The 17,621-nt window shown below is 40.8% G+C and carries 17 protein-coding genes and 2 pseudogenes; 15 read left to right on the top strand and 4 right to left on the bottom strand.

Going from position 1 to position 17,621, the window contains the following annotated elements; all coding sequences use genetic code 11:
* Positions 1-91 precede the first annotated feature (91 nt).
* From rpe to E0H89_RS02530, 7 genes and pseudogenes are all read left to right on the top strand, one after another.
* Positions 92-778: a ribulose-phosphate 3-epimerase gene (gene rpe / locus E0H89_RS02560; protein WP_131214278.1), complete on the top strand. Its 687-nt coding sequence runs from the start codon at positions 92-94 to the stop codon at positions 776-778.
* Positions 779-1,173: 395 nt separating this feature from the next.
* Positions 1,174-1,626, top strand: coding sequence for a hypothetical protein (locus E0H89_RS02555; RefSeq protein ID WP_131214277.1), 453 nt, complete (start codon positions 1,174-1,176; stop codon positions 1,624-1,626).
* 47 nt (positions 1,627-1,673) lie between these two features.
* Positions 1,674-3,581 carry a copper resistance system multicopper oxidase gene (locus E0H89_RS02550; protein WP_131214276.1) on the top strand — a complete coding sequence of 636 codons (1,908 nt, stop codon included), beginning with the start codon at positions 1,674-1,676 and terminating at the stop codon, positions 3,579-3,581.
* Complete coding sequence (locus E0H89_RS02545) at positions 3,568-4,473, top strand: copper resistance protein B (protein ID WP_131214275.1); 906 nt, start codon at positions 3,568-3,570, stop codon at positions 4,471-4,473. Before E0H89_RS02550 ends, E0H89_RS02545 begins: the two co-directional genes overlap by 14 nt.
* 255 nt (positions 4,474-4,728) lie before the next feature.
* The gene (gene sugE / locus E0H89_RS02540; protein ID WP_131214274.1) at positions 4,729-5,046 is read left to right on the top strand and encodes a quaternary ammonium compound efflux SMR transporter SugE; all 318 of its coding nucleotides are present in this window, start codon (positions 4,729-4,731) and stop codon (positions 5,044-5,046) included.
* 36 nt (positions 5,047-5,082) lie between these two features.
* Positions 5,083-5,565: a methylated-DNA--[protein]-cysteine S-methyltransferase gene (locus E0H89_RS02535; RefSeq protein ID WP_131214273.1), complete on the top strand. Its 483-nt coding sequence runs from the start codon at positions 5,083-5,085 to the stop codon at positions 5,563-5,565.
* A gap of 89 nt (positions 5,566-5,654) precedes the next feature.
* Positions 5,655-6,221, top strand: a pseudogene (locus tag E0H89_RS02530) (nuclease-related domain-containing protein).
* Positions 6,222-6,347: 126 nt separating this feature from the next.
* Here E0H89_RS02530 and E0H89_RS02525 read toward each other — a convergent pair.
* Positions 6,348-7,283 (bottom strand): tRNA dihydrouridine synthase, encoded by a 936-nt coding sequence (locus E0H89_RS02525; protein WP_205755849.1) that lies wholly within the window; start codon positions 7,281-7,283, stop codon positions 6,348-6,350.
* A 480-nt stretch (positions 7,284-7,763) separates the two neighbouring features.
* Between E0H89_RS02525 and E0H89_RS02520 the strand changes: the two genes are divergently transcribed.
* Positions 7,764-9,194, top strand: coding sequence for a PQQ-dependent sugar dehydrogenase (locus E0H89_RS02520; protein ID WP_131214272.1), 1,431 nt, complete (start codon positions 7,764-7,766; stop codon positions 9,192-9,194).
* Between the two features lie 660 nt (positions 9,195-9,854).
* Here the strand turns inward: E0H89_RS02520 and arsC are convergent.
* Entirely contained in the window at positions 9,855-10,283 is a 429-nt protein-coding gene (gene arsC, locus E0H89_RS02515; protein WP_131214271.1) for an arsenate reductase (glutaredoxin), read from the bottom strand.
* Positions 10,284-10,368: 85 nt separating this feature from the next.
* Here arsC and E0H89_RS02510 point away from each other — a divergent pair, with 85 nt between their 5' ends.
* Genes E0H89_RS02510 through arsH form a run of 4 tightly spaced genes read left to right on the top strand, consistent with a single transcriptional unit; the run spans position 10,369 to position 12,925 of the window.
* A complete protein-coding gene (locus E0H89_RS02510; RefSeq protein ID WP_131214270.1) occupies positions 10,369-10,692 on the top strand; it encodes a metalloregulator ArsR/SmtB family transcription factor in 324 nt (107 codons plus the stop codon).
* Positions 10,693-10,697: 5 nt separating this feature from the next.
* Positions 10,698-11,171 (top strand): arsenate reductase ArsC, encoded by a 474-nt coding sequence (locus tag E0H89_RS02505; RefSeq protein WP_131214269.1) that lies wholly within the window; start codon positions 10,698-10,700, stop codon positions 11,169-11,171.
* A 4-nt stretch (positions 11,172-11,175) separates the two neighbouring features.
* The gene (gene arsB, locus E0H89_RS02500) at positions 11,176-12,216 is read left to right on the top strand and encodes an ACR3 family arsenite efflux transporter (protein WP_131214268.1); all 1,041 of its coding nucleotides are present in this window, start codon (positions 11,176-11,178) and stop codon (positions 12,214-12,216) included.
* 4 nt (positions 12,217-12,220) lie between these two features.
* Positions 12,221-12,925 (top strand): arsenical resistance protein ArsH, encoded by a 705-nt coding sequence (arsH, locus tag E0H89_RS02495; RefSeq protein WP_131214267.1) that lies wholly within the window; start codon positions 12,221-12,223, stop codon positions 12,923-12,925.
* A 195-nt stretch (positions 12,926-13,120) separates the two neighbouring features.
* On the opposite strand, the gene E0H89_RS02490 is transcribed toward arsH, so the two are convergent.
* A complete protein-coding gene (locus E0H89_RS02490) occupies positions 13,121-13,927 on the bottom strand; it encodes a cytochrome C assembly family protein (protein ID WP_131214266.1) in 807 nt (268 codons plus the stop codon).
* Between the two features lie 138 nt (positions 13,928-14,065).
* Here E0H89_RS02490 and ffh point away from each other — a divergent pair, with 138 nt between their 5' ends.
* The 3 genes and pseudogenes from ffh to E0H89_RS02475 all read left to right on the top strand — a co-directional run bounded on the left by ffh (position 14,066) and on the right by E0H89_RS02475 (position 16,903).
* Positions 14,066-15,472 carry a signal recognition particle protein gene (gene ffh, locus E0H89_RS02485; protein ID WP_131214265.1) on the top strand — a complete coding sequence of 469 codons (1,407 nt, stop codon included), beginning with the start codon at positions 14,066-14,068 and terminating at the stop codon, positions 15,470-15,472.
* Positions 15,473-15,717: 245 nt separating this feature from the next.
* A pseudogene (locus E0H89_RS16900) lies at positions 15,718-15,882 on the top strand (hypothetical protein); the annotation flags it as partial.
* 433 nt (positions 15,883-16,315) lie between these two features.
* A complete protein-coding gene (locus tag E0H89_RS02475; RefSeq protein WP_131214264.1) occupies positions 16,316-16,903 on the top strand; it encodes an RBBP9/YdeN family alpha/beta hydrolase in 588 nt (195 codons plus the stop codon).
* On the opposite strand, the gene E0H89_RS02470 is transcribed toward E0H89_RS02475, so the two are convergent.
* Positions 16,882-17,619, bottom strand: a complete 738-nt coding sequence (locus E0H89_RS02470; protein ID WP_131214263.1) for a type III pantothenate kinase — start codon at positions 17,617-17,619, stop codon at positions 16,882-16,884. The genes E0H89_RS02475 and E0H89_RS02470 overlap by 22 nt on opposite strands.
* Positions 17,620-17,621 lie beyond the last annotated feature (2 nt).

The following is a 17,621-nucleotide window of genomic DNA, read 5'->3' as shown; positions in this document are numbered from 1 at the left end:
AATAGTATCGAAGCTGGATTGGATTACAGCAGCCAGTTTCAATTTGTTATAATGTGAAAAATCAATTCAAATCTATAGCCAGGTTCTCCCCATGTCCAAGCCATATTTAATTGCACCATCAATTTTATCTGCTGACTTTGCTCGCTTAGGCGAGGAAGTCGAAAATGTACTCGCTGCTGGTGCAGATGTCGTACATTTTGATGTGATGGATAACCATTATGTGCCTAACCTGACATTTGGTGCAGGCGTATGTAAGGCATTAAAGAAATATGGGATTCAGGCACCGATTGACGTGCATTTGATGGTTTCACCAGTCGATCGTATGATTGATGATTTTCTGGAGGCAGGTGCAGACATTATTACGTTTCACCCGGAAGCAACCGATCATATTGACCGTTCATTACAGTTGATTAAAGCCGGTGGTGCGAAAGCCGGTTTGGTGTTTAACCCGGCAACACCTTTGCATTATCTGGATTACGTTTTGGATAAAGTCGATCAAGTGCTCTTGATGAGTGTCAACCCGGGATTTGGCGGTCAAAAATTTATTCCAATGACTTTAGATAAACTTCGTCAAGCACGCAAAATTATTGATGCTTCAGGTCGTGATATTCGTTTAGAAGTGGATGGCGGAGTAACTCCAGCCAATATCCGTGAAATTGCAGAAGCGGGTGCAGATATGTTTGTTGCCGGTTCAGCTATTTTCGGTAAACCGGATTATCAAGCTGTAATTAATGAAATGCGTTCAGAACTTGAAAAAGTCGGTTCTGTAAATATCTAATAATCTACAATTAATTGAAGCTAAGTTGTGGATAACTTTATGGATAACCATATGGATATCTGTGTAGATAACTGTATGGATAACTTGATTAGTTTATAAACGATTATGGAATAATAGTTTAATAATTAGACATTAAACGTATAAAAAGCGCTCGATGGGGTGCTTTTTTGATGTCTTAAGGTATTAAAAAATATGGTTGTTTATTAATCTACGCTTACAAATAAGCCTGTTTAAAAAATAACTTTATTGTTTTAATAGATATAAAAATAGCGAACGATGAATTGTTGAGTATAAATTTAAAGAATTGTGTATAACTTTGTTCTTGGTTATGCTGTTAGATCTAAATCAAAGTAAAATGATTTATATTCATTCTGGAATGATGAAAGGATAATTCTTTGCTGACTTCATTACGCAAACAGGCTTGGTTTGTGCTGCTGATGGTTTTTGCCCTCGGGTGGAGTAGTGTCGCCTTTGCATCAGCAAAGCCTATGCATCAGCAAATGATGAAGCAATCCAGTGTTGCACAGCATCAACAAGCGATGACCGCCATGTCGGGTTGCCATGAGTCAGTCAAGGTTCAATTTCACACTCATCCGAATCCTTCAGAATATGTAAAAGCATCGCATGATCAAGATTGTCACCAGACCATACAGAATCAGGTGCAGCATTCTAGTTGTAATGATTGTGTGCCGTTACATTGTCAAAGTTTAACCAGCTGGTTGGATTCACAAACAACAGAATTACTCAGTTTTGATCATATTCAAGAACATCCCCAGCGCAATTTTGATTATTCCGCCCAGCATTTAATGGGTTTCTGGCAACAAATCTTACGTCCTCCCAAAGCTTAATCTTGATTTAAAAAAACATTTTTTATTTTTAAATTACAGGTTAAGTCATGTCTATTAAGTTAACTCAAAGCCTCTGGGCCGGGGTGTGTCTCGTGTCCTCATCGTGGGCGTGTGCTGCGGTCAAAGAATATCATCTGAGTATTGATGAGCAGCTGGTCAATGTGACCGGGAAGCCTTTAAAACGCATTACCGTGAATGGCCAATTTCCTGCACCGCTTTTGGAATTTGAAGAAGGCGATGATGCCGTTATTCATGTGCATAACAAGCTAAAAAATAAAGATTCCTCCATTCATTGGCATGGATTATTGCTGCCCGGTTTAATGGATGGTGTGCCGGGTTTTAATCAGTTCAAAGGGATTAAACCGAAAAGTGATTTTGTCTATCGTTTTAAGGTGCGTCAAAATGGCACCTATTGGTATCACGCGCATTCCAAAGGTCAAGAGCAGGACGGTTTATATGGTGCTTTGGTGATTTATCCGAAAGATAAAAAGCCAGTCGCAGCGCATGAACAAACTGATCGGGATTATGTAGTGATGTTGTCTGATTTTCATCAGTCCAGCAGTGACCAGATCATGAAAAATCTGAAAAAGTCAGCAGAGTACTATCAGAATCAGCGTGAAACTTTAGCGGATGTATTTAAACAAGTGCAGCGTGACGGTTTGAAAAATACTTGGCAAGACCGTGGCATGTGGAATCAAATGCGGATGCTGAAAACCGATTTGTCCGATGTTACCGGTTATACTTTTCTGATCAATGGAAAAACGCCAGAGCAAAACTGGACGGGCGTATTTAAGCAGAATGAAAAAGTCCGCTTACGCTTTATTAATGCTTCCGCCATGTCTTTTTATGATGTCAGTATTCCCAACTTGAAAATGACGGTAGTGAGTGCAGATGGGCAGCCAGTTCAACCTGTGCCAGTCGATGAGTTTCGAATCGGCACTGCAGAAACTTATGATGTGATGGTTGAGCCGAAAGCCGATCATTACCAAATTGAAGCAGAATCGATTGATCGCAGCGGTTTTGCGATTGGCACATTGCATAATGAAAATTCACCAGTGGCGCACGCGATTCATATGCCAAAAGCACGTCCACGTGCCTTGCTCACGATGGAAGATATGGGACACGGTTCTTCATCGGGTGAGCATGCAAACATGAATCATGCTCAGATGAACGCCAGTCAAGAAAGTGCGCATTCACAAAGCTCGAATCACCTTAATCATCGGGCTATGGATGATTCTAAGATGGATGATTCCATGATGAAACATGAGCCTGCGCCAATGGATCATTCGCAAATGAACCATGCCGAAGGTGCTAATCATTCACAACCCCCAGCCAAGTCTGATTCTAAACCACAGCAGCATATGGATCATTCAGCACACGCAGCAGCGAAACCAACAGTGGATGATCAGGAGCAGCCTGTTTATGGCTGGGCTAATGCGTCAACTCCAGCAGGTCATAAAGCACTGCAATATAGCGATTTGAAATCTTTAACGCCACAGCCCGATACCCGTCCGGCAGAACGTGAATTGGAAGTGCGTTTAGGCGGTACGATGGAGCGTTATATCTGGACCATTAATGGCAAGAAATTTACTGAAGTAGAACCCTTACAGGTCAAATATGGTGAACGTGTTCGATTGAAGTTTATCAATGAAAGCATGATGGCGCATCCGATGCATTTGCATGGTATGTTTATGCAGCTTGAAAATGGTCAAAGTATGCAGGATATGCCCAATAAACATACCTTGGTTGTGCCACCGGGCAAAACCGTGACTGCATTGTTGACTGCGGATGAGTTGGGTGAATGGGCCATTCATTGCCATCTGCTGTATCACATGTCAGCCGGCATGATGAGCAAGTTAATTGTCGCGAATGTTGGTGCAAATCATCCAACCACCAGGGCATCTAAACCAAATTCAGCTCAGCAAGGACAAGGAGACTCACATGCGCATCATTAATTTATTTGCCATGAGTACCTTAAGTGCTTCCTTGCTGCTGAGTGGGCAGAGTTTTGCGAATGGCCATCACACAATGCCAATGCCTACGACTCAGAACCAACAGTCAGCTGACATTCCTGTAAATCATTCACCGCATCAAACAGAGTCAGTGCTACCCAAGACTGCGACTGAGAAAAAACCGCAACCCCTACAACAAGAGCAATCCAGTTCAGATCAGGCAGATCATGCTGCACATATCAAAGAGCATGGTGGGCAGGTTTATCAACACACCACGGTTGAAAGTAAATGGCTGCGCAATGATGATGGCGAAGGTGTTTTAAAGTCGCAACTTGAAACCCGAATTGGCACGGATGAAAACAAGATTTTTATCAAAGTCCATGCCGATCAAGCTGAATCAAAGCAAACTGAATATGAGGCCAAAGTGTTATATAGCCGTATGCTGAATGATTTTTGGGATGTGCAGACCGGTCTGCATTACTTGAATAACCAGAATCGTGAAGTGGATTCGGAGCAGCTAGGAGCCGTTTTAGGTATTCATGGCTTGGCACCGTATTTTTTTGAAACCGATGTCTACTTATATCTGGGAAAGGACAAGCAAGGGTCTTTGAGCTTGGAAACCGAGCGGGATTTATTGCTGACTCAAAAACTGATTCTGAAACCTTACTTAGATGTGAATATCGTATTGAGCGACGATTCAAACTATGCCAAAAAGTCAGGTTTAAGTCGTGCCCAACTGGGGCTGGAAACCCGATATGAAATCAATAAAAAGGTCATGCCTTTCGTAGATATCGCATACGGTTATACTAAAGGGAATCAGCAGACGGCTTGGCAACAACAATCGGATTCCGGAAATGAATGGTTATATGGTGCAGGCATTCGGTTTAAATTTTAAAGTTTTTAAAACTATTTAAAGTTATTTAAAATCAGCAAATCCGATGGACTGATGTCTATCGGATTTTTTATTTGGACATTGTTTAGGTGATCAATGGGTCAAAAAATGTAAATACTGCACCCATTTAAATTAATTATTTATATAATTATCTTAAATAAAAGGAGGAACGACCTCCCTTGGTACAATTTGATTAATCTCTGCACCAAGAAAATTCGTCAGGACGACCTGATTCTCATCAAATGGAGCATAGTCGTCATGGCTTGGGTGGTTCTAATTTTAGCGGGTCTTTTTGAAATTGTATGGGCTTATGGAATGAAACTTTCAGAAGGTTTCACACGTTTAACGCCCAGTATTATTACCTTGGTGTTCATGATTTTGAGTTTTGGTTTGCTGGCTTATGCCATGCGAACCTTGCCGCTCGGTACAGCCTATACCATTTGGACAGGCATTGGCGCAGTCGGTTCGTTCTTGGTTGGAATCTTTATTTTAGGCGAGCCAGCATCAGCAATGCGTATGTTGGCGGCAGTCCTGATTATTTCTGGATTAGTATTGATGAAACTGTCATCATCATAAACTCTGGATCATTTATTTCACTGCAGGAGAAGACAAATGAAACTGGCATTTTTAGAAATGGCTTCTCCTGTGGGAACCTTAAAACTGGTCGCCAATGAAACGGCTTTAGTCGCCGTGCTTTGGGAAAATGAAAACCCTAAACGTGTACGCTCAGCAGAATTAATAGAGCAAATTGATCATCCTATTTTGCTAGAAACCCAAAAACAGTTAACTGAATATTTTGCAGGAAAAAGACAGCAATTTGATATGCCTTTGGATTTTGAAGGAACAGAATTTCAGAAGAAAGTCTGGCAAGCTTTACTCAGCATTCCATTTGGGGAAACCCGAAGTTACCGTGATATTGCAGAACAAATTGGCAATGTGAAAGCAGTTCGCGCAGTGGGGGCCGCCAATGGGAAAAATCCGATTTCGATTATCGCGCCGTGCCATCGCGTAATAGGGATGAACGGAAAACTGGTCGGCTTTGCCGGAGGACTAGGAAATAAAGATATCTTGTTAAAAATTGAGCAGGCTCAATAAATCTAAAACAATCATAAAAATTTATAAATTAAACGATTTAAAGAGTAGCGGGGAATATTTTGGGTCAAATTTTTTCACAGTTCATATCTATGCTCTGGTGGTTGCCTTTATTTTTTATTGTTGCGGCATTATTCAAAATTTTTAAGCCTTTTTTAAAAGGAAAATTTGGAGAGTTCGCTGTTGGTATTCACGCAAAAAAATATTTAACTAAAGAATATATTCTGTTAAATAACTGTACTTTGCCGGATGAACAAAATGGAACTACACAAATTGATCATATTTTATTAAGTCCGTATGGCGTGTTTATTATTGAAACCAAAAACTATAAAGGCTGGATTTTTGGGGGTGAACGCCAAAAAATGTGAACCCAGAAAATATTTAAACAAAGCTATAAATTTCAAAATCCGCTGCATCAAAATTATAAACACCAAAAGGTTTTAGAGCAGATTCTGGTAGACATTATAAGCGCTGAATACTTACATTCCGTGATTGTGTTTATGCCTGACTGTGAATTTAAAACAGAAATGCCCCTAAATGTATTTAGAGGCAAGACTTGGACTACCTATGTCAAAGGTTTTAAAGATGTGGTTATTTCGCCGATGAAACTTAAACGGATTCAATTGCGGATTGAGAAAGAGATATTGGAAAAATCTTAGCTAACAGATCGCTTGCATGTCGCAAACTTGCAACAACGCAAAGATAATAGCTGACCGTCAACTCATTCATTTAAGCCTTAGCTGAGCCATCCGCCAATAGGCTTAAATGAGGGTGTATCAATGAGATTAATTTGTAGTGGTATGAAGTTTTTCAACAATTTCACTGAGTTGCTTAATGCGTTTCACTTCATCCCAAAGTTCTTTTGCTTCCGGATAATGTTTAGACATCATGCCAATCCATTGCTTATAGCGTCCCACCATATTGATTTCTTTTTTATAGGGACCGCTCAAAAAGCGTATTTGTAAGGCTAAAAGCTCATTCCAGCTAATCAAAGCCTCATCTGTATTTTTACGAATACATTGAGTAATGTCCGGTGTGGTCACCGCAGCCCGGCCTATCATTAAATCTTCACAACCGGATTCTACACGACATTTTTTAGCATCTGCATTGGTCCAAATTTCACCATTGGCGATGACATTGATTTTCAATGCTTTACGAATCGGTTGCAGCTGATCCCAAAATGCAGGTGGCGTATAGCCCTCTGCTTTGGTTCGAGCATGTACTGTTAGCCAGGCTGCACCGGCATCTTCAATGGCATGGGCATTCTCTAAAGTGAAGTTTCTGTCCATATAACCCAAACGCATTTTGGCTGAAACCGGGATATGCTCAGGTACGGCATCTCGAACGGCTTTGACCAGCATGTGTACCACTTCAGGTTCATCTAACAGAACTGAACCGCCACGATGACGGTTTACCGTTTTTGCAGGACATCCGAAATTCATATCAATGGCAGGGGCACCCAGCTCTACCGCACGAATGGCATTAGCGGCCAGCATTTCAGGGTTATTGCCTAAAAACTGGACATGAACTGGTGTTCCAGCGGCAGTTTTACCATCGGTTAGTAATTCAGGACAGTAATTATGATAAACATGGTCAGGCAGGACAGAGTCCGTCACACGAATGAACTCGGTTACACACCAGTCAAAGCTGCCGACATGCGTTAATACATCACGCATAATAGGATCGGTTAAGCCTTCCATGGGCGCAAGAACAAGTTTCAAAGTGTCAGACCTGTACAAAGAAAAACAGGGTTATACGTTTTTTTAAGAAGGTTGTCTAGCTTAGGGCTTGAATTACAAAAATCTATACTGGTGATTTAAGTAATTATCTTCGGTATAACAAATTTTGTATTAAATAGGAATATGAATAAAAGTTAAAACTATCATCATGATGATATTAAAAGCCCGATTGTTGAGTTGCCGTAATCCCCAATAAATAAATTTCCATAAATCGTAGTGATATTTTGAAGTCGTTTTAACAGTTTTTTATGTGGCTTTTATCCTTAAAACATCATCAGATATAGTGCATACCTATTTATTCATTAAAATCAATTTAAGTGTTCAGCAAATAATAATTCTTGATATTCTGCCAGAAGCCTGCATTTTCTCGGGTTCTTATTCTTTACTAAAAGACTAAAGCAAGTTTTAGATTTATAGGTGACAGTAAGATAAGACTATTGCGACAAAAATAAGGAGAAAAAAATGTCTGCTCGATTTTTACTGCCCATTTTACTCCCCATAGCGGGCTCTACCATTGTATTGGCATTAGCAGGATGTGCATCATCCTCTACGTCCCCGATTACAGACAGCTATGGTCCGCAACCCCATCTGCCTGCACCCAAATCAAGTTTACTGCCTACAGTGAATATTGCTCCTGCCAAAGGCTGGCCTGCGGGTATGATGCCGACTCCTGCCAGAGGTTTAAAAGTACAGGCATTTGCAAAAGAACTTCAACATCCGCGCTGGCTATATGTATTGCCTAATGGAGATGTATTGGTGGCTGAAACCGATGCTCCGCCTAAGCCGGACGACAGCAAGGGCATTAAAGGCAAAATTATGAAACTGGTGATGAAGCGTGCAGGTTCATCACATCCGAGTGCCAACCGCATTAGCTTGCTCCGGGATAGCAATGGTGATGGTGTGGCTGACCAAAAAACCGTATTTCTACAAAATCTCAATTCTCCATTTGGTATGACACTGGTCGGCAATATGCTGTACGTGGCCAACACGGATTCCCTCATGCGTTTTCCTTACCAAGCGGGTGCTACTCAAATTACAGCAAGTGGCACTAAAGTACTGGATTTGCCGGGTGGCCCCCTAAACCACCATTGGACTAAAAATGTAATTGCCAATTCTGCAGGCACTAAACTTTATATTACGGTGGGTTCAAACAGTAACGTCGCTGAAAATGGCTTAGATAAAGAAGCTGGTCGCGCCCTGATTATGGAGTTTGATATTGCCAGTGGCAAAGCACGTCCATTTGCGACCGGACTTCGTAATCCAAATGGGATGGACTGGCAACCACAAAGTGGCGCGCTATGGACGGTGGTAAATGAGCGTGATGAAATTGGTAATGATTTAGTGCCTGATTATCTAACCTCAGTCAAAGCCGGAGCTTTTTATGGCTGGCCGTATAGTTATTATGGTCAACATGTGGACATACGGGTAAAACCGCAACAACCTGAGCTGGTCGCTCGCGCGATTCCACCTGATTATGCATTGGGTAATCATACAGCGTCATTAGGGCTGACATTTTATAAGGCAGAATTAATGCCACAATACCGCGGCGGTGCGCTGATTGGGCAGCATGGTTCATGGAATCGCAAACCTCATAGCGGTTATAAAGTCATTTTTGTACCGTTTAAAAATGGTCAGCCTTCTGGTCAACCGCAAGATGTATTGAGAGGCTTTTTAAGTGATCAAGGGGATGCTTTGGGGCGGCCGGTTGGAGTAGCCGTGGATCATTCTGGGGCTATTTTGGTCGCCGATGACGTGGGTAATATGATCTGGCGTGTATCACCAGCGACTACAACCATTGATAATCGTTCAATAAATAAAGCTCTAACCACTGCTTCTGCAAGCCATCAATCGGATAGTTCACAACCTGTTGTAGAAAAAGTAAGCAAGCAATAACTGGTTAAAACAGTAAATAATTGATTTTGAGAAGCTCAATCTTTCATCTAACCTTCAAACAGGCTCTTGCTGCTTACAGGTTAGTAGGGTAGTTGAACGAGGATGAAACAAAAAAAGTGAGTCAGGACTTTAATCCATATGTTAAAGGTTTATCGAAGTTTTATTTACCTTTAAACAGCTAATAAAAAAACCCCGACATCCTGTCGGGGTTTTTCGTATTTGATGCTTAGGTATAACTCCTGTCGTACCGCACATTCCTTATGTTGTTTGTTATTGTTTTTATTCTGTGGAACTTCCTGTTCTCTATGTCCCTATCATAGGAAATTGCAGCAAGATCGTATAGCCGCAAAGAGCCGGAATTGTTGTGAGCAAATGCGTACAAAGCTGGCTAAAAACTATCCCTATTTTCTCCTTGAAACTTGGGGATTGTTTCGGGTCTGGAATGATTGATCACTGGTAATGATGTATTGATGTGATCGCTTATTAAGCGATTTTGTAGGTAAAAAATATCGAAATGGATTGAAAAAAGCCGACTTGATTTTCAAGCCGGGATTCTGCTGATCTTTTAATTTATATTAACTTATTGATATTAATATATTATTTAAATTGAATTTCGTATAAGCACAATTATATTAAATAGATAAAGTAAATATATGAACTTTACTTCATTTTGTTGCCCTCTTGATCAATGATCACTTCACCATCTTCTTTGCTAAACGCCTTAAGTTGAGGAGCAGATAATAGATCCAGTACCAACTCAGAGGGTCTGCATAATTTAATACCCAGCTCTGTCACCACAAATGGGCGATTGATTAAAATTGGATGTTCAAGCATCAAACTCATCAACTGATCATCAGTCCAATGCGGTTGATCTAATTTAAAACGCTCATAAGGTTCAACATTTTTACGAATGGCGCCGCGTACAGAAAGCCCTGATTTTTCAATTAAAGTCATTAGCTCTTCTTTACTTGGTGGTGTTTTTAAATATTCAATGACTTCAGGTTCTTGTCCTGTATTTCGAATGAGTTCAAGTGTATTTCTCGACGTTCCACAGGCAGGGTTGTGATAAATCTTAATCTTTTGTGACATGAATTTTCTCAATGCAAAAACAATATTGCATTTATATATGGATATACGTATATTCGCAATAGCAAATATATTGAGTAATCATAAAATGAATCAAACAGATTTTTTTAAGTGTCTTTCTGACACTACCCGTTTGGACATTTTGAAGTTAGTCATGGTCAAACAAAATGTTTGTGTATGTGAACTGACGGAACAGTTGCAACTCAGCCAACCTAAAATTTCTCGCCATTTGGCTTTGCTTAGGAACCTTTCGATTTTACTTGATCAAAGACAGGGGCAATGGGTGTATTACCGTCTGAATCCGAATCTTCCTGAATGGGCAAGTAAGGTTTTAGACATTATCTCCAAACAAAATGATGACATGCTGGAAAATCCTCATGTTAATGCTTCAATTTCAATCCATTGCGAGTAATATCAATGAAATTCTTATTCCTATGTACTGGAAACAGTTGCCGTAGCATTCTTTCAGAAGTGTTATTCAATAGCCGTGCACCTGAAGGCTGGAAAGCTTATAGTGCCGGTAGTAAACCTTCTAGTCAGGTTCATCCATTAACCATGAAGACTTTGCAAAACTTAGGCTTATCTACCGATGGCTTATCCAGTAAGAGCATTGCTGCCTGTGAACAGTATCAGCCTGATGTGGTGATCACTGTGTGTGATTCGGCAGCACAAGAAGCATGTCCACTTTACCTGGGCGGTGCGATTAAGGCGCATTGGGGCCTGTCTGATCCCTCTCATCTAGAGCTACCTGAACAAGAAAAGCTCAACGCTTTTTTTATTACGGTTGATCATATTAATAAACGTCTGGATGCTTTATTTGCATTGGATACCAAGCAGCTTTCTCGTCCTAAGCTGATTGCAGAAATCAATAAAATTTCAAATATTGAGTAATACCATGGCTGCCTCAAAAATGTCATTTTTAGATAAAAATCTGACCATCTGGATTTTTATCGCCATGTTGCTGGGTATTGCGATCGGGGTTTTCTTTCCGCAAGCATCGGTTGCATTAGACCAGATGAGTGTTAATTCGGTGAATATCCCGATAGCAATCGGTCTGATTATCATGATGTATCCTCCACTTGCCAAAGTGGACTATGCGACCTTGCCGCAGGTATTTAAAGACAAGCGCACGCTTACTTTATCTCTGGTTCAAAACTGGCTGATTGCGCCGTGCCTGATGTTTGCATTGGCGCTGATTTTCCTGCAATCCTATCCTGAATATATGACTGGTGTGATTCTGATTGGTTTGGCACGTTGTATTGCGATGGTCTTGGTCTGGAATGGCCTGGCCTGTGGCGATAATCAATATGTTGCCGGATTGGTGGCATTTAACAGTATTTTTCAGATCCTGTTCTTTAGTACTTATGCCTGGCTGTTTTTGACCTTCTTGCCACCTTATTTTGGTGTTGAAGCACAAGTAATTGATGTCAGCTTCTGGACAATTACCCATGCGGTACTGGTTTATTTAGGTATTCCATTTTTAATGGGCTTTCTTACCCGATTGACCTTGGTCAAACAGAAAGGTCTAGAATGGTATCAAACTCAATTTATTCGCAAGATTAGTCCGCTCAGTCTGCTTGCGTTGTTATTTACTATTGTTGCCATGTTTAGCCTGAAAGGTGGCGAAGTGGTCAGTTTGCCACTCGATGTGCTCAGAATTGCAATACCTTTAACCATTTACTTCGTGCTGATGTTCTTTATCAGCTTCTTTATGAGCAAGTGGATGGGAAATGATTATCCAAAAACTGCGGCCATCTCTTTTACCGCAGCAGGCAATAATTTTGAACTGGCACTCGCTGTTGCCATTGCCACTTTTGGTCTGGCTTCACCGGTTGCTTTTACCACCATTATTGGCCCTCTGGTTGAAGTTCCAGTCTTGATTGCCTTGGTCAGCGTTTCACTGTGGCTAAGAAAAAAAGTTTATAAAGAGGCATAACCTGATGAATCTCCCGAATGTAGATTTGGATCTGCTTGAACGACCCACTTTGGACAAAGTTCAGGCCAAAGAACTGCAACATCCACCGCGTATTTTGCTGCTGTATGGTTCAAACCGTGACAGGTCCTATAGCCGGCTCGCTGTTCAGGAAGCAGGCCGAGTACTGGAATATTTTGGTGCCGAGGTCAAAATCTTTCATCCTAAAGGACTGCCCTTACCTGAAGATGCAGACACGACTCATCCTAAAGTTACAGAGCTGCATGCGCTTTTAGCCTGGGCAGAAGGCATGGTCTGGTGTTCGCCTGAACGTCATGGTTCGATGAGTTCAATTTTGAAAGCCCAAATTGACTGGATTCCTCTGGCAGCAGGTGCAATTCGTGCCACTCAGGGCAAGACGCTGGCTGTGATGCAGGTATGTGGAGGTTCGCAATCGTTTAATGCGGTGAATCAATTGCGTGTTTTAGGGCGCTGGATGCGGATGATCACGATTCCAAATCAATCCTCTGTACCGAAAGCGTTTCTGGAATTTGAAGAAGATGGTCATATGAAACCGTCTCCTTATCACAATCGAATTGTGGATGTGATGGAGGAGCTGTATAAATTCACCCTTCTGACAAGAGGACAATCAGCTTATTTGACTGACCGTTATTCTGAACGGGTCGAAAGTGCTGAGCAATTGTCAAAGCGTGTGAATCAAAAGAATATTTAGTTTCCCTAAAATGAAGATCATACAGATTTCCTGAAATTATTTTATTATTTATTTAAAATTATTAGCTTAATTGTTATTAAAAAAGCCTGATCTATAAAGATCAGGCTTTTTCATTAATTTATCCAATTTCACGATAAATATTTAGTTATTGTTCTGCATTTTTACTAAAAAAGAAGTTGAAAGGGGAAATTGTATTTATTTCCCTAAAATCATTTCTAATACAAACTTGGAACCAATAAAACCAATTGCCAGCAGCATAAAACCACTCAGGGTAAAGCGAATCGCTTTTTGGCCCCGCCAGCCAAATTGGTAATGACCAATCAGCAGCGACCCATAGACAAACCATGAAATAATACTGAAGGCCGTTTTATGGGCTAAATGCTGGGCAAAGAAATCTTCAATGGTGAAGAAGCCAAAACCTAAAGCTAAGGTCAGTAAGATAAAACCGGTAATGATTAAATCAAACAGCAAAGATTCCATGGCCTGAAATGAAGGCAATAAATTGACCCAGATTCTTTTCTGCTTGTTTTTTAATTCGCGATTTTGGAACCATAAAATCACCGCTTGTATGGTTGCCATCAGTAGAACCGCATAGGCCGATAAAGACAAAATAATATGAATGTCTAAACCTAGGGAGTGTTGTTCAATCACCTGATTTTGCTTGCTTAAGGCAAAACCTAAAATCAAGCCGGTCGCAGCAACAGGAATGCCCAATAAATTAAGGGCCAAAATGGGGCGGTAAGTACTAAAGATTAAACTCAGCAATAACATCAGACCAGATGTGAATGACAGTAACAGGAATACATCATAATTTACACCTAGCGGTGTCAGCATATCGTTATACAGAACCCCCGTGTGTAGCAGTAAACCTAAACCGAGTACAAGACCTACAAACCAATGGTTCGGATCACGCTTTGACATTAAGTGAATAAACAAATACCAGAAAGATGTGGTATAAGCGATTAATGCTAAGATCGTGTAAACCAAGGGGAGACTGATCATGTCAAACCTTTTTCAGGATGTTGAATATTCATTTATATAAATTCTACGTGAACTACAGTATCCTATAGCATCTTATGCATAAATTTTCTATTTTAAGAAAGATTTTTTTGCAACTGGCAATTTTAAGCGGATTTTGCAATGTTTGATACCTTAACAGAACGACTCACGCAGAGTTTAAGAAATGTTACTGGCTCAGGGCAGCTAACCGAAGACAATATTAAAGATACGTTACGTGAAGTACGTATGGCACTTCTTGAAGCCGATGTTGCGTTACCTGTAACTCGTGAATTCATCGCGAAAGTTAAGGAAGAAGCATTGGGTCAGGAAGTGATGACTCAGTTATCACCAGGCCAGGCATTCGTAAAAATCGTCCATGACGAACTGACAAAAATGATGGGTGAGGCCAATGAAAGCCTCGACCTGGCAGCAAAACCACCTGTGGTGATACTGCTTGCAGGTTTGCAAGGTGCGGGTAAAACCACCACAGCTGCAAAACTTGCCCGTTTCTTACAGGAACGCCAAAAGAAAAAAGTAGCCATGGTTTCTGCCGACATTTATCGTCCAGCAGCAATCAAACAGCTACAAACAGTTGCAGGCGAAGTAGGCGCGATTTTTCTGGAATCGAGCGCTGATGAAAACCCAATTACCATTGCCAATCGAGCAATTGAGCAAGCAAAAATTCAGTTTGCTGATGTTCTGATTGTCGATACCGCAGGTCGTTTACATGTCGATGATGACATGATGGACGAAATTAAAGCGCTTCATGCAGCTATTAAACCTACTGAAACCTTGTTTGTAGTCGATGCTATGACGGGTCAAGATGCGGCAAATACTGCAAAAGCCTTTAACGATGCTCTACCTTTAACCGGTGTGATCCTGACCAAAACCGATGGTGATGCACGCGGCGGTGCCGCGCTTTCTGTACGTGCAATTACCGGTAAGCCAATCAAATTCTTGGGTATGGGTGAAAAGCTTGATGCCTTGGAGCCATTCCATCCTGAGCGTGTGGCACAGCGTATTTTGGGTATGGGTGACGTACTTTCTTTGGTCGAAGAACTTGAACGTAAAGTCGACAAAGAAAAAGCCGAAAAAATGGCGAAAAAGTTGCAAAAAGGCGGTAGCTTCAACTTTGAAGATATGCTGATGCAATTTGAACAAATGAATAAAATGGGTGGCATGATGGGCTTCTTGGACAAGTTGCCTGGCATGAGCAATGCAGGTATCCAAGATGCAATTGCGCAGGCAAATCCTGAAAAGCAAGTGAAAAAAATGGAAGCGATTATTCAGTCGATGACCATTAAAGAGCGCCGTAACCCAGACCTGATGAACCCGAGCCGTAAAAAACGTATTGCAGCAGGTTGTGGTATGGAAGTGGTTGAAGTCAATAAACTGATTAAACAACATGCGCAAATGGCGAAAATGATGAAGAAATTTGCTAATCCGTCAGGTATGGCAAAAATGATGAAATCATTGAGCGGTATGCAAAATAAATTAGGCGGTGGCGGTGGTATGGGACCATTGTTTGGTGGAAATGACAAGAAGTAAGATTGTACTTCTCATCGTAAAAAGGCGCATATAGCGCCTTTTTTATAGCTAAAATTATGCAATACAGAAAATACCCTATGCGAATAACTCTGCATATTTAATCCTAAACGGAATAACAAAAGCGCTAATTAAACGCTAGGCATAAGGCTCAATTAACCAAGTCAAAAATGTAAGAAGAAAACATGCTCTCACTAAAAATAGTTTATCTGATGTAGGGTGATCGCGCCTTAGCTAACGCACCTGATTTTCAAATATGGCAGCAAGCGTTACAGAGGCAAATGCCGGAATTAGATCCAGAAAGTATTATTATTGTCGCGCACAGTTTAGGCCGTCTCGAGAGCTTGCATTTTTTAACTTATAGGCTTAGCCCAACCCCAAATAGAAGGATTGATTTGGGTTACTGGTTTTAAAGATAAATTAACCGCATTGCCTGAATTAGATGGTTTTATCCGACAGGCAAAATTAGACATGGCCATTTTGCAAAAAAAAACAGATTGCGATCCGTTTTTACTATTTTCCTGCAATAATCTTTATGTGTCACCGCCTAAAGTAGTCCTGCTCGGGCATTTTATTAATGCCTAAATGCAAGAGCTGAATCATGCTGAACAATTTATGCCAAGTGAGGATTTTGATGAATTTAGACAAGTTTGCAGTGTAACGAAATTTTTTTCTACGGCATTGATAGAGTTGGGATTTATTTTAAACCTTAAAGGGAGGATTGAGTTACAGGGGAAGAAGTACTTTCTGCGTGGACATTTTTATAAAAAGACCAACAATTAAATCACTCAATTCAGACTAAGCTTATTGCACACCAAAACAGCTTAAGCAGATGGAACAAGAATAATGGCTCAAGTGAATGTGATACATGGTTATACCGCCAGCCCAGAAGAAAACTGGTATCCCTGGATTCAGCAGACAGCAGATCAGCAGTACTACAGTTTAAAAGTATTGCGTTTGGATCCTTCACCGCGACCGGAGCTGTCGGTGTGGGAATCACAAATAAATGAGCAAATAGGAAGTCTGGATGAAAATAGTATTGTGATTGCGCATAGTTTAGGAACTGTCGTGGCATTACATTATTTATCCAAAAATTTAACCCATCAGCGTATTAAACAGTTGGTTTTAGTTGCCGGTTTTAATGGTCGTTTAGGGCGCTTAGAAGAAGTCTATCCTTTTATTGATGCAGCCCAGATTGATTTTGAATTGCTTAGACGCCAGATTGAACATCGTGTGGTGATTTATTCGGAAGGAGATGAGCATGTTCCGCCAAAATTCAGTATTGAGCAGGCCAAAAGTCTAGATACAGAGCTGATTTCTGCCCAATGGCAGGGACACTTTATTGATTCTGAAGGTTGTACGGAACTGCCTGAAGTTTGGCAGGTTATACAACCCTATTTAATTCGACTAGATCAGGCTTCAGCCAAGGAATAAATATAATTCTGCAGACCTTTGAGTAACAGGTCCGGCTCAATTATGGGTTGATACTGTACAAGATATTTTGCAAATAATGGTGCATCACCGCCAGTCAGAATCAATTGACTTGGGTATTTATCCAGTACCTTTTCAATGGTACTCACCAAGCTTAACAAAATACCGTGATGCACCGCATCAATAGTATTTCGACCTGGGCTAAGTTCATCAAATGTGGCATCGGGAATTTTAATGCCTTTGGTATTTTGAATTAAAGAATCCCGCTGTAAATACAGATTCGGCAGGATATAACCTCCCAAGTGTTGCATGCCATCAGTTAGATCAATGGTTAAAGCAGTTCCGCAACTAATGACACAATATTGTTGCTTTGGATCATGGACCACGGCCAGCATTTGTAACCAACGGTCTACACCGAACTTGCTGGTATCTTCATAAGCACAGCGTAACCCTGCATATTTCGCCTGCACTTTGGCAAAGGTCACTGGCACATCTAAAAACTTGAGAATTTTCTGGATACGTTCATTATTTTTCTTGTCCTGAACTGAAGATACGCCAACCTGGTGCAGATCTAGACTTTTAAAATGCTGAATTAAACCCAACAGCAGTTCCGCAGGGGATTGCAAATGCAATTCTGCAGCCTGTTCAATAATCTGATGATTCTCGGTAATCCAATATTTTAGACGAGTATTCCCAATATCTAGCCATAAATTCTTCATTG

Origin of the sequence: Acinetobacter sp. ANC 3781, from assembly GCF_004331285.1 — a bacterium.
GTDB lineage: Bacteria > Pseudomonadota > Gammaproteobacteria > Pseudomonadales > Moraxellaceae > Acinetobacter.
The sequence above is the reverse complement of the archived record's forward strand: the minus strand, read 5'-3'. Positions and strand labels throughout refer to the sequence as shown.

Bases quoted from the DNA above. Each gene is read 5' to 3' on its own strand.
- E0H89_RS02545 (WP_131214275.1), top strand. From the start codon at position 3,568: ATGCGCATCATTAATTTATTTGCCATGAGTACCTTAAGTGCTTCCTTG.
- E0H89_RS02550 (WP_131214276.1), top strand. From the start codon at position 1,674: ATGTCTATTAAGTTAACTCAAAGCCTCTGGGCCGGGGTGTGTCTCGTG.
- arsB (WP_131214268.1), top strand. From the start codon at position 11,176: ATGGCTGCCTCAAAAATGTCATTTTTAGATAAAAATCTGACCATCTGG.
- ffh (WP_131214265.1), top strand. From the start codon at position 14,066: ATGTTTGATACCTTAACAGAACGACTCACGCAGAGTTTAAGAAATGTT.
- E0H89_RS02510 (WP_131214270.1), top strand. From the start codon at position 10,369: ATGAATCAAACAGATTTTTTTAAGTGTCTTTCTGACACTACCCGTTTG.
- rpe (WP_131214278.1), top strand. From the start codon at position 92: ATGTCCAAGCCATATTTAATTGCACCATCAATTTTATCTGCTGACTTT.
- E0H89_RS02475 (WP_131214264.1), top strand. From the start codon at position 16,316: ATGGCTCAAGTGAATGTGATACATGGTTATACCGCCAGCCCAGAAGAA.
- arsH (WP_131214267.1), top strand. From the start codon at position 12,221: ATGAATCTCCCGAATGTAGATTTGGATCTGCTTGAACGACCCACTTTG.
- E0H89_RS02470 (WP_131214263.1), bottom strand. From the start codon at position 17,619: ATGAAGAATTTATGGCTAGATATTGGGAATACTCGTCTAAAATATTGG.
- arsC (WP_131214271.1), bottom strand. From the start codon at position 10,283: ATGTCACAAAAGATTAAGATTTATCACAACCCTGCCTGTGGAACGTCG.
- sugE (WP_131214274.1), top strand. From the start codon at position 4,729: ATGGCTTGGGTGGTTCTAATTTTAGCGGGTCTTTTTGAAATTGTATGG.
- E0H89_RS02520 (WP_131214272.1), top strand. From the start codon at position 7,764: ATGTCTGCTCGATTTTTACTGCCCATTTTACTCCCCATAGCGGGCTCT.
- E0H89_RS02490 (WP_131214266.1), bottom strand. From the start codon at position 13,927: ATGATCAGTCTCCCCTTGGTTTACACGATCTTAGCATTAATCGCTTAT.
- E0H89_RS02535 (WP_131214273.1), top strand. From the start codon at position 5,083: ATGAAACTGGCATTTTTAGAAATGGCTTCTCCTGTGGGAACCTTAAAA.
- E0H89_RS02505 (WP_131214269.1), top strand. From the start codon at position 10,698: ATGAAATTCTTATTCCTATGTACTGGAAACAGTTGCCGTAGCATTCTT.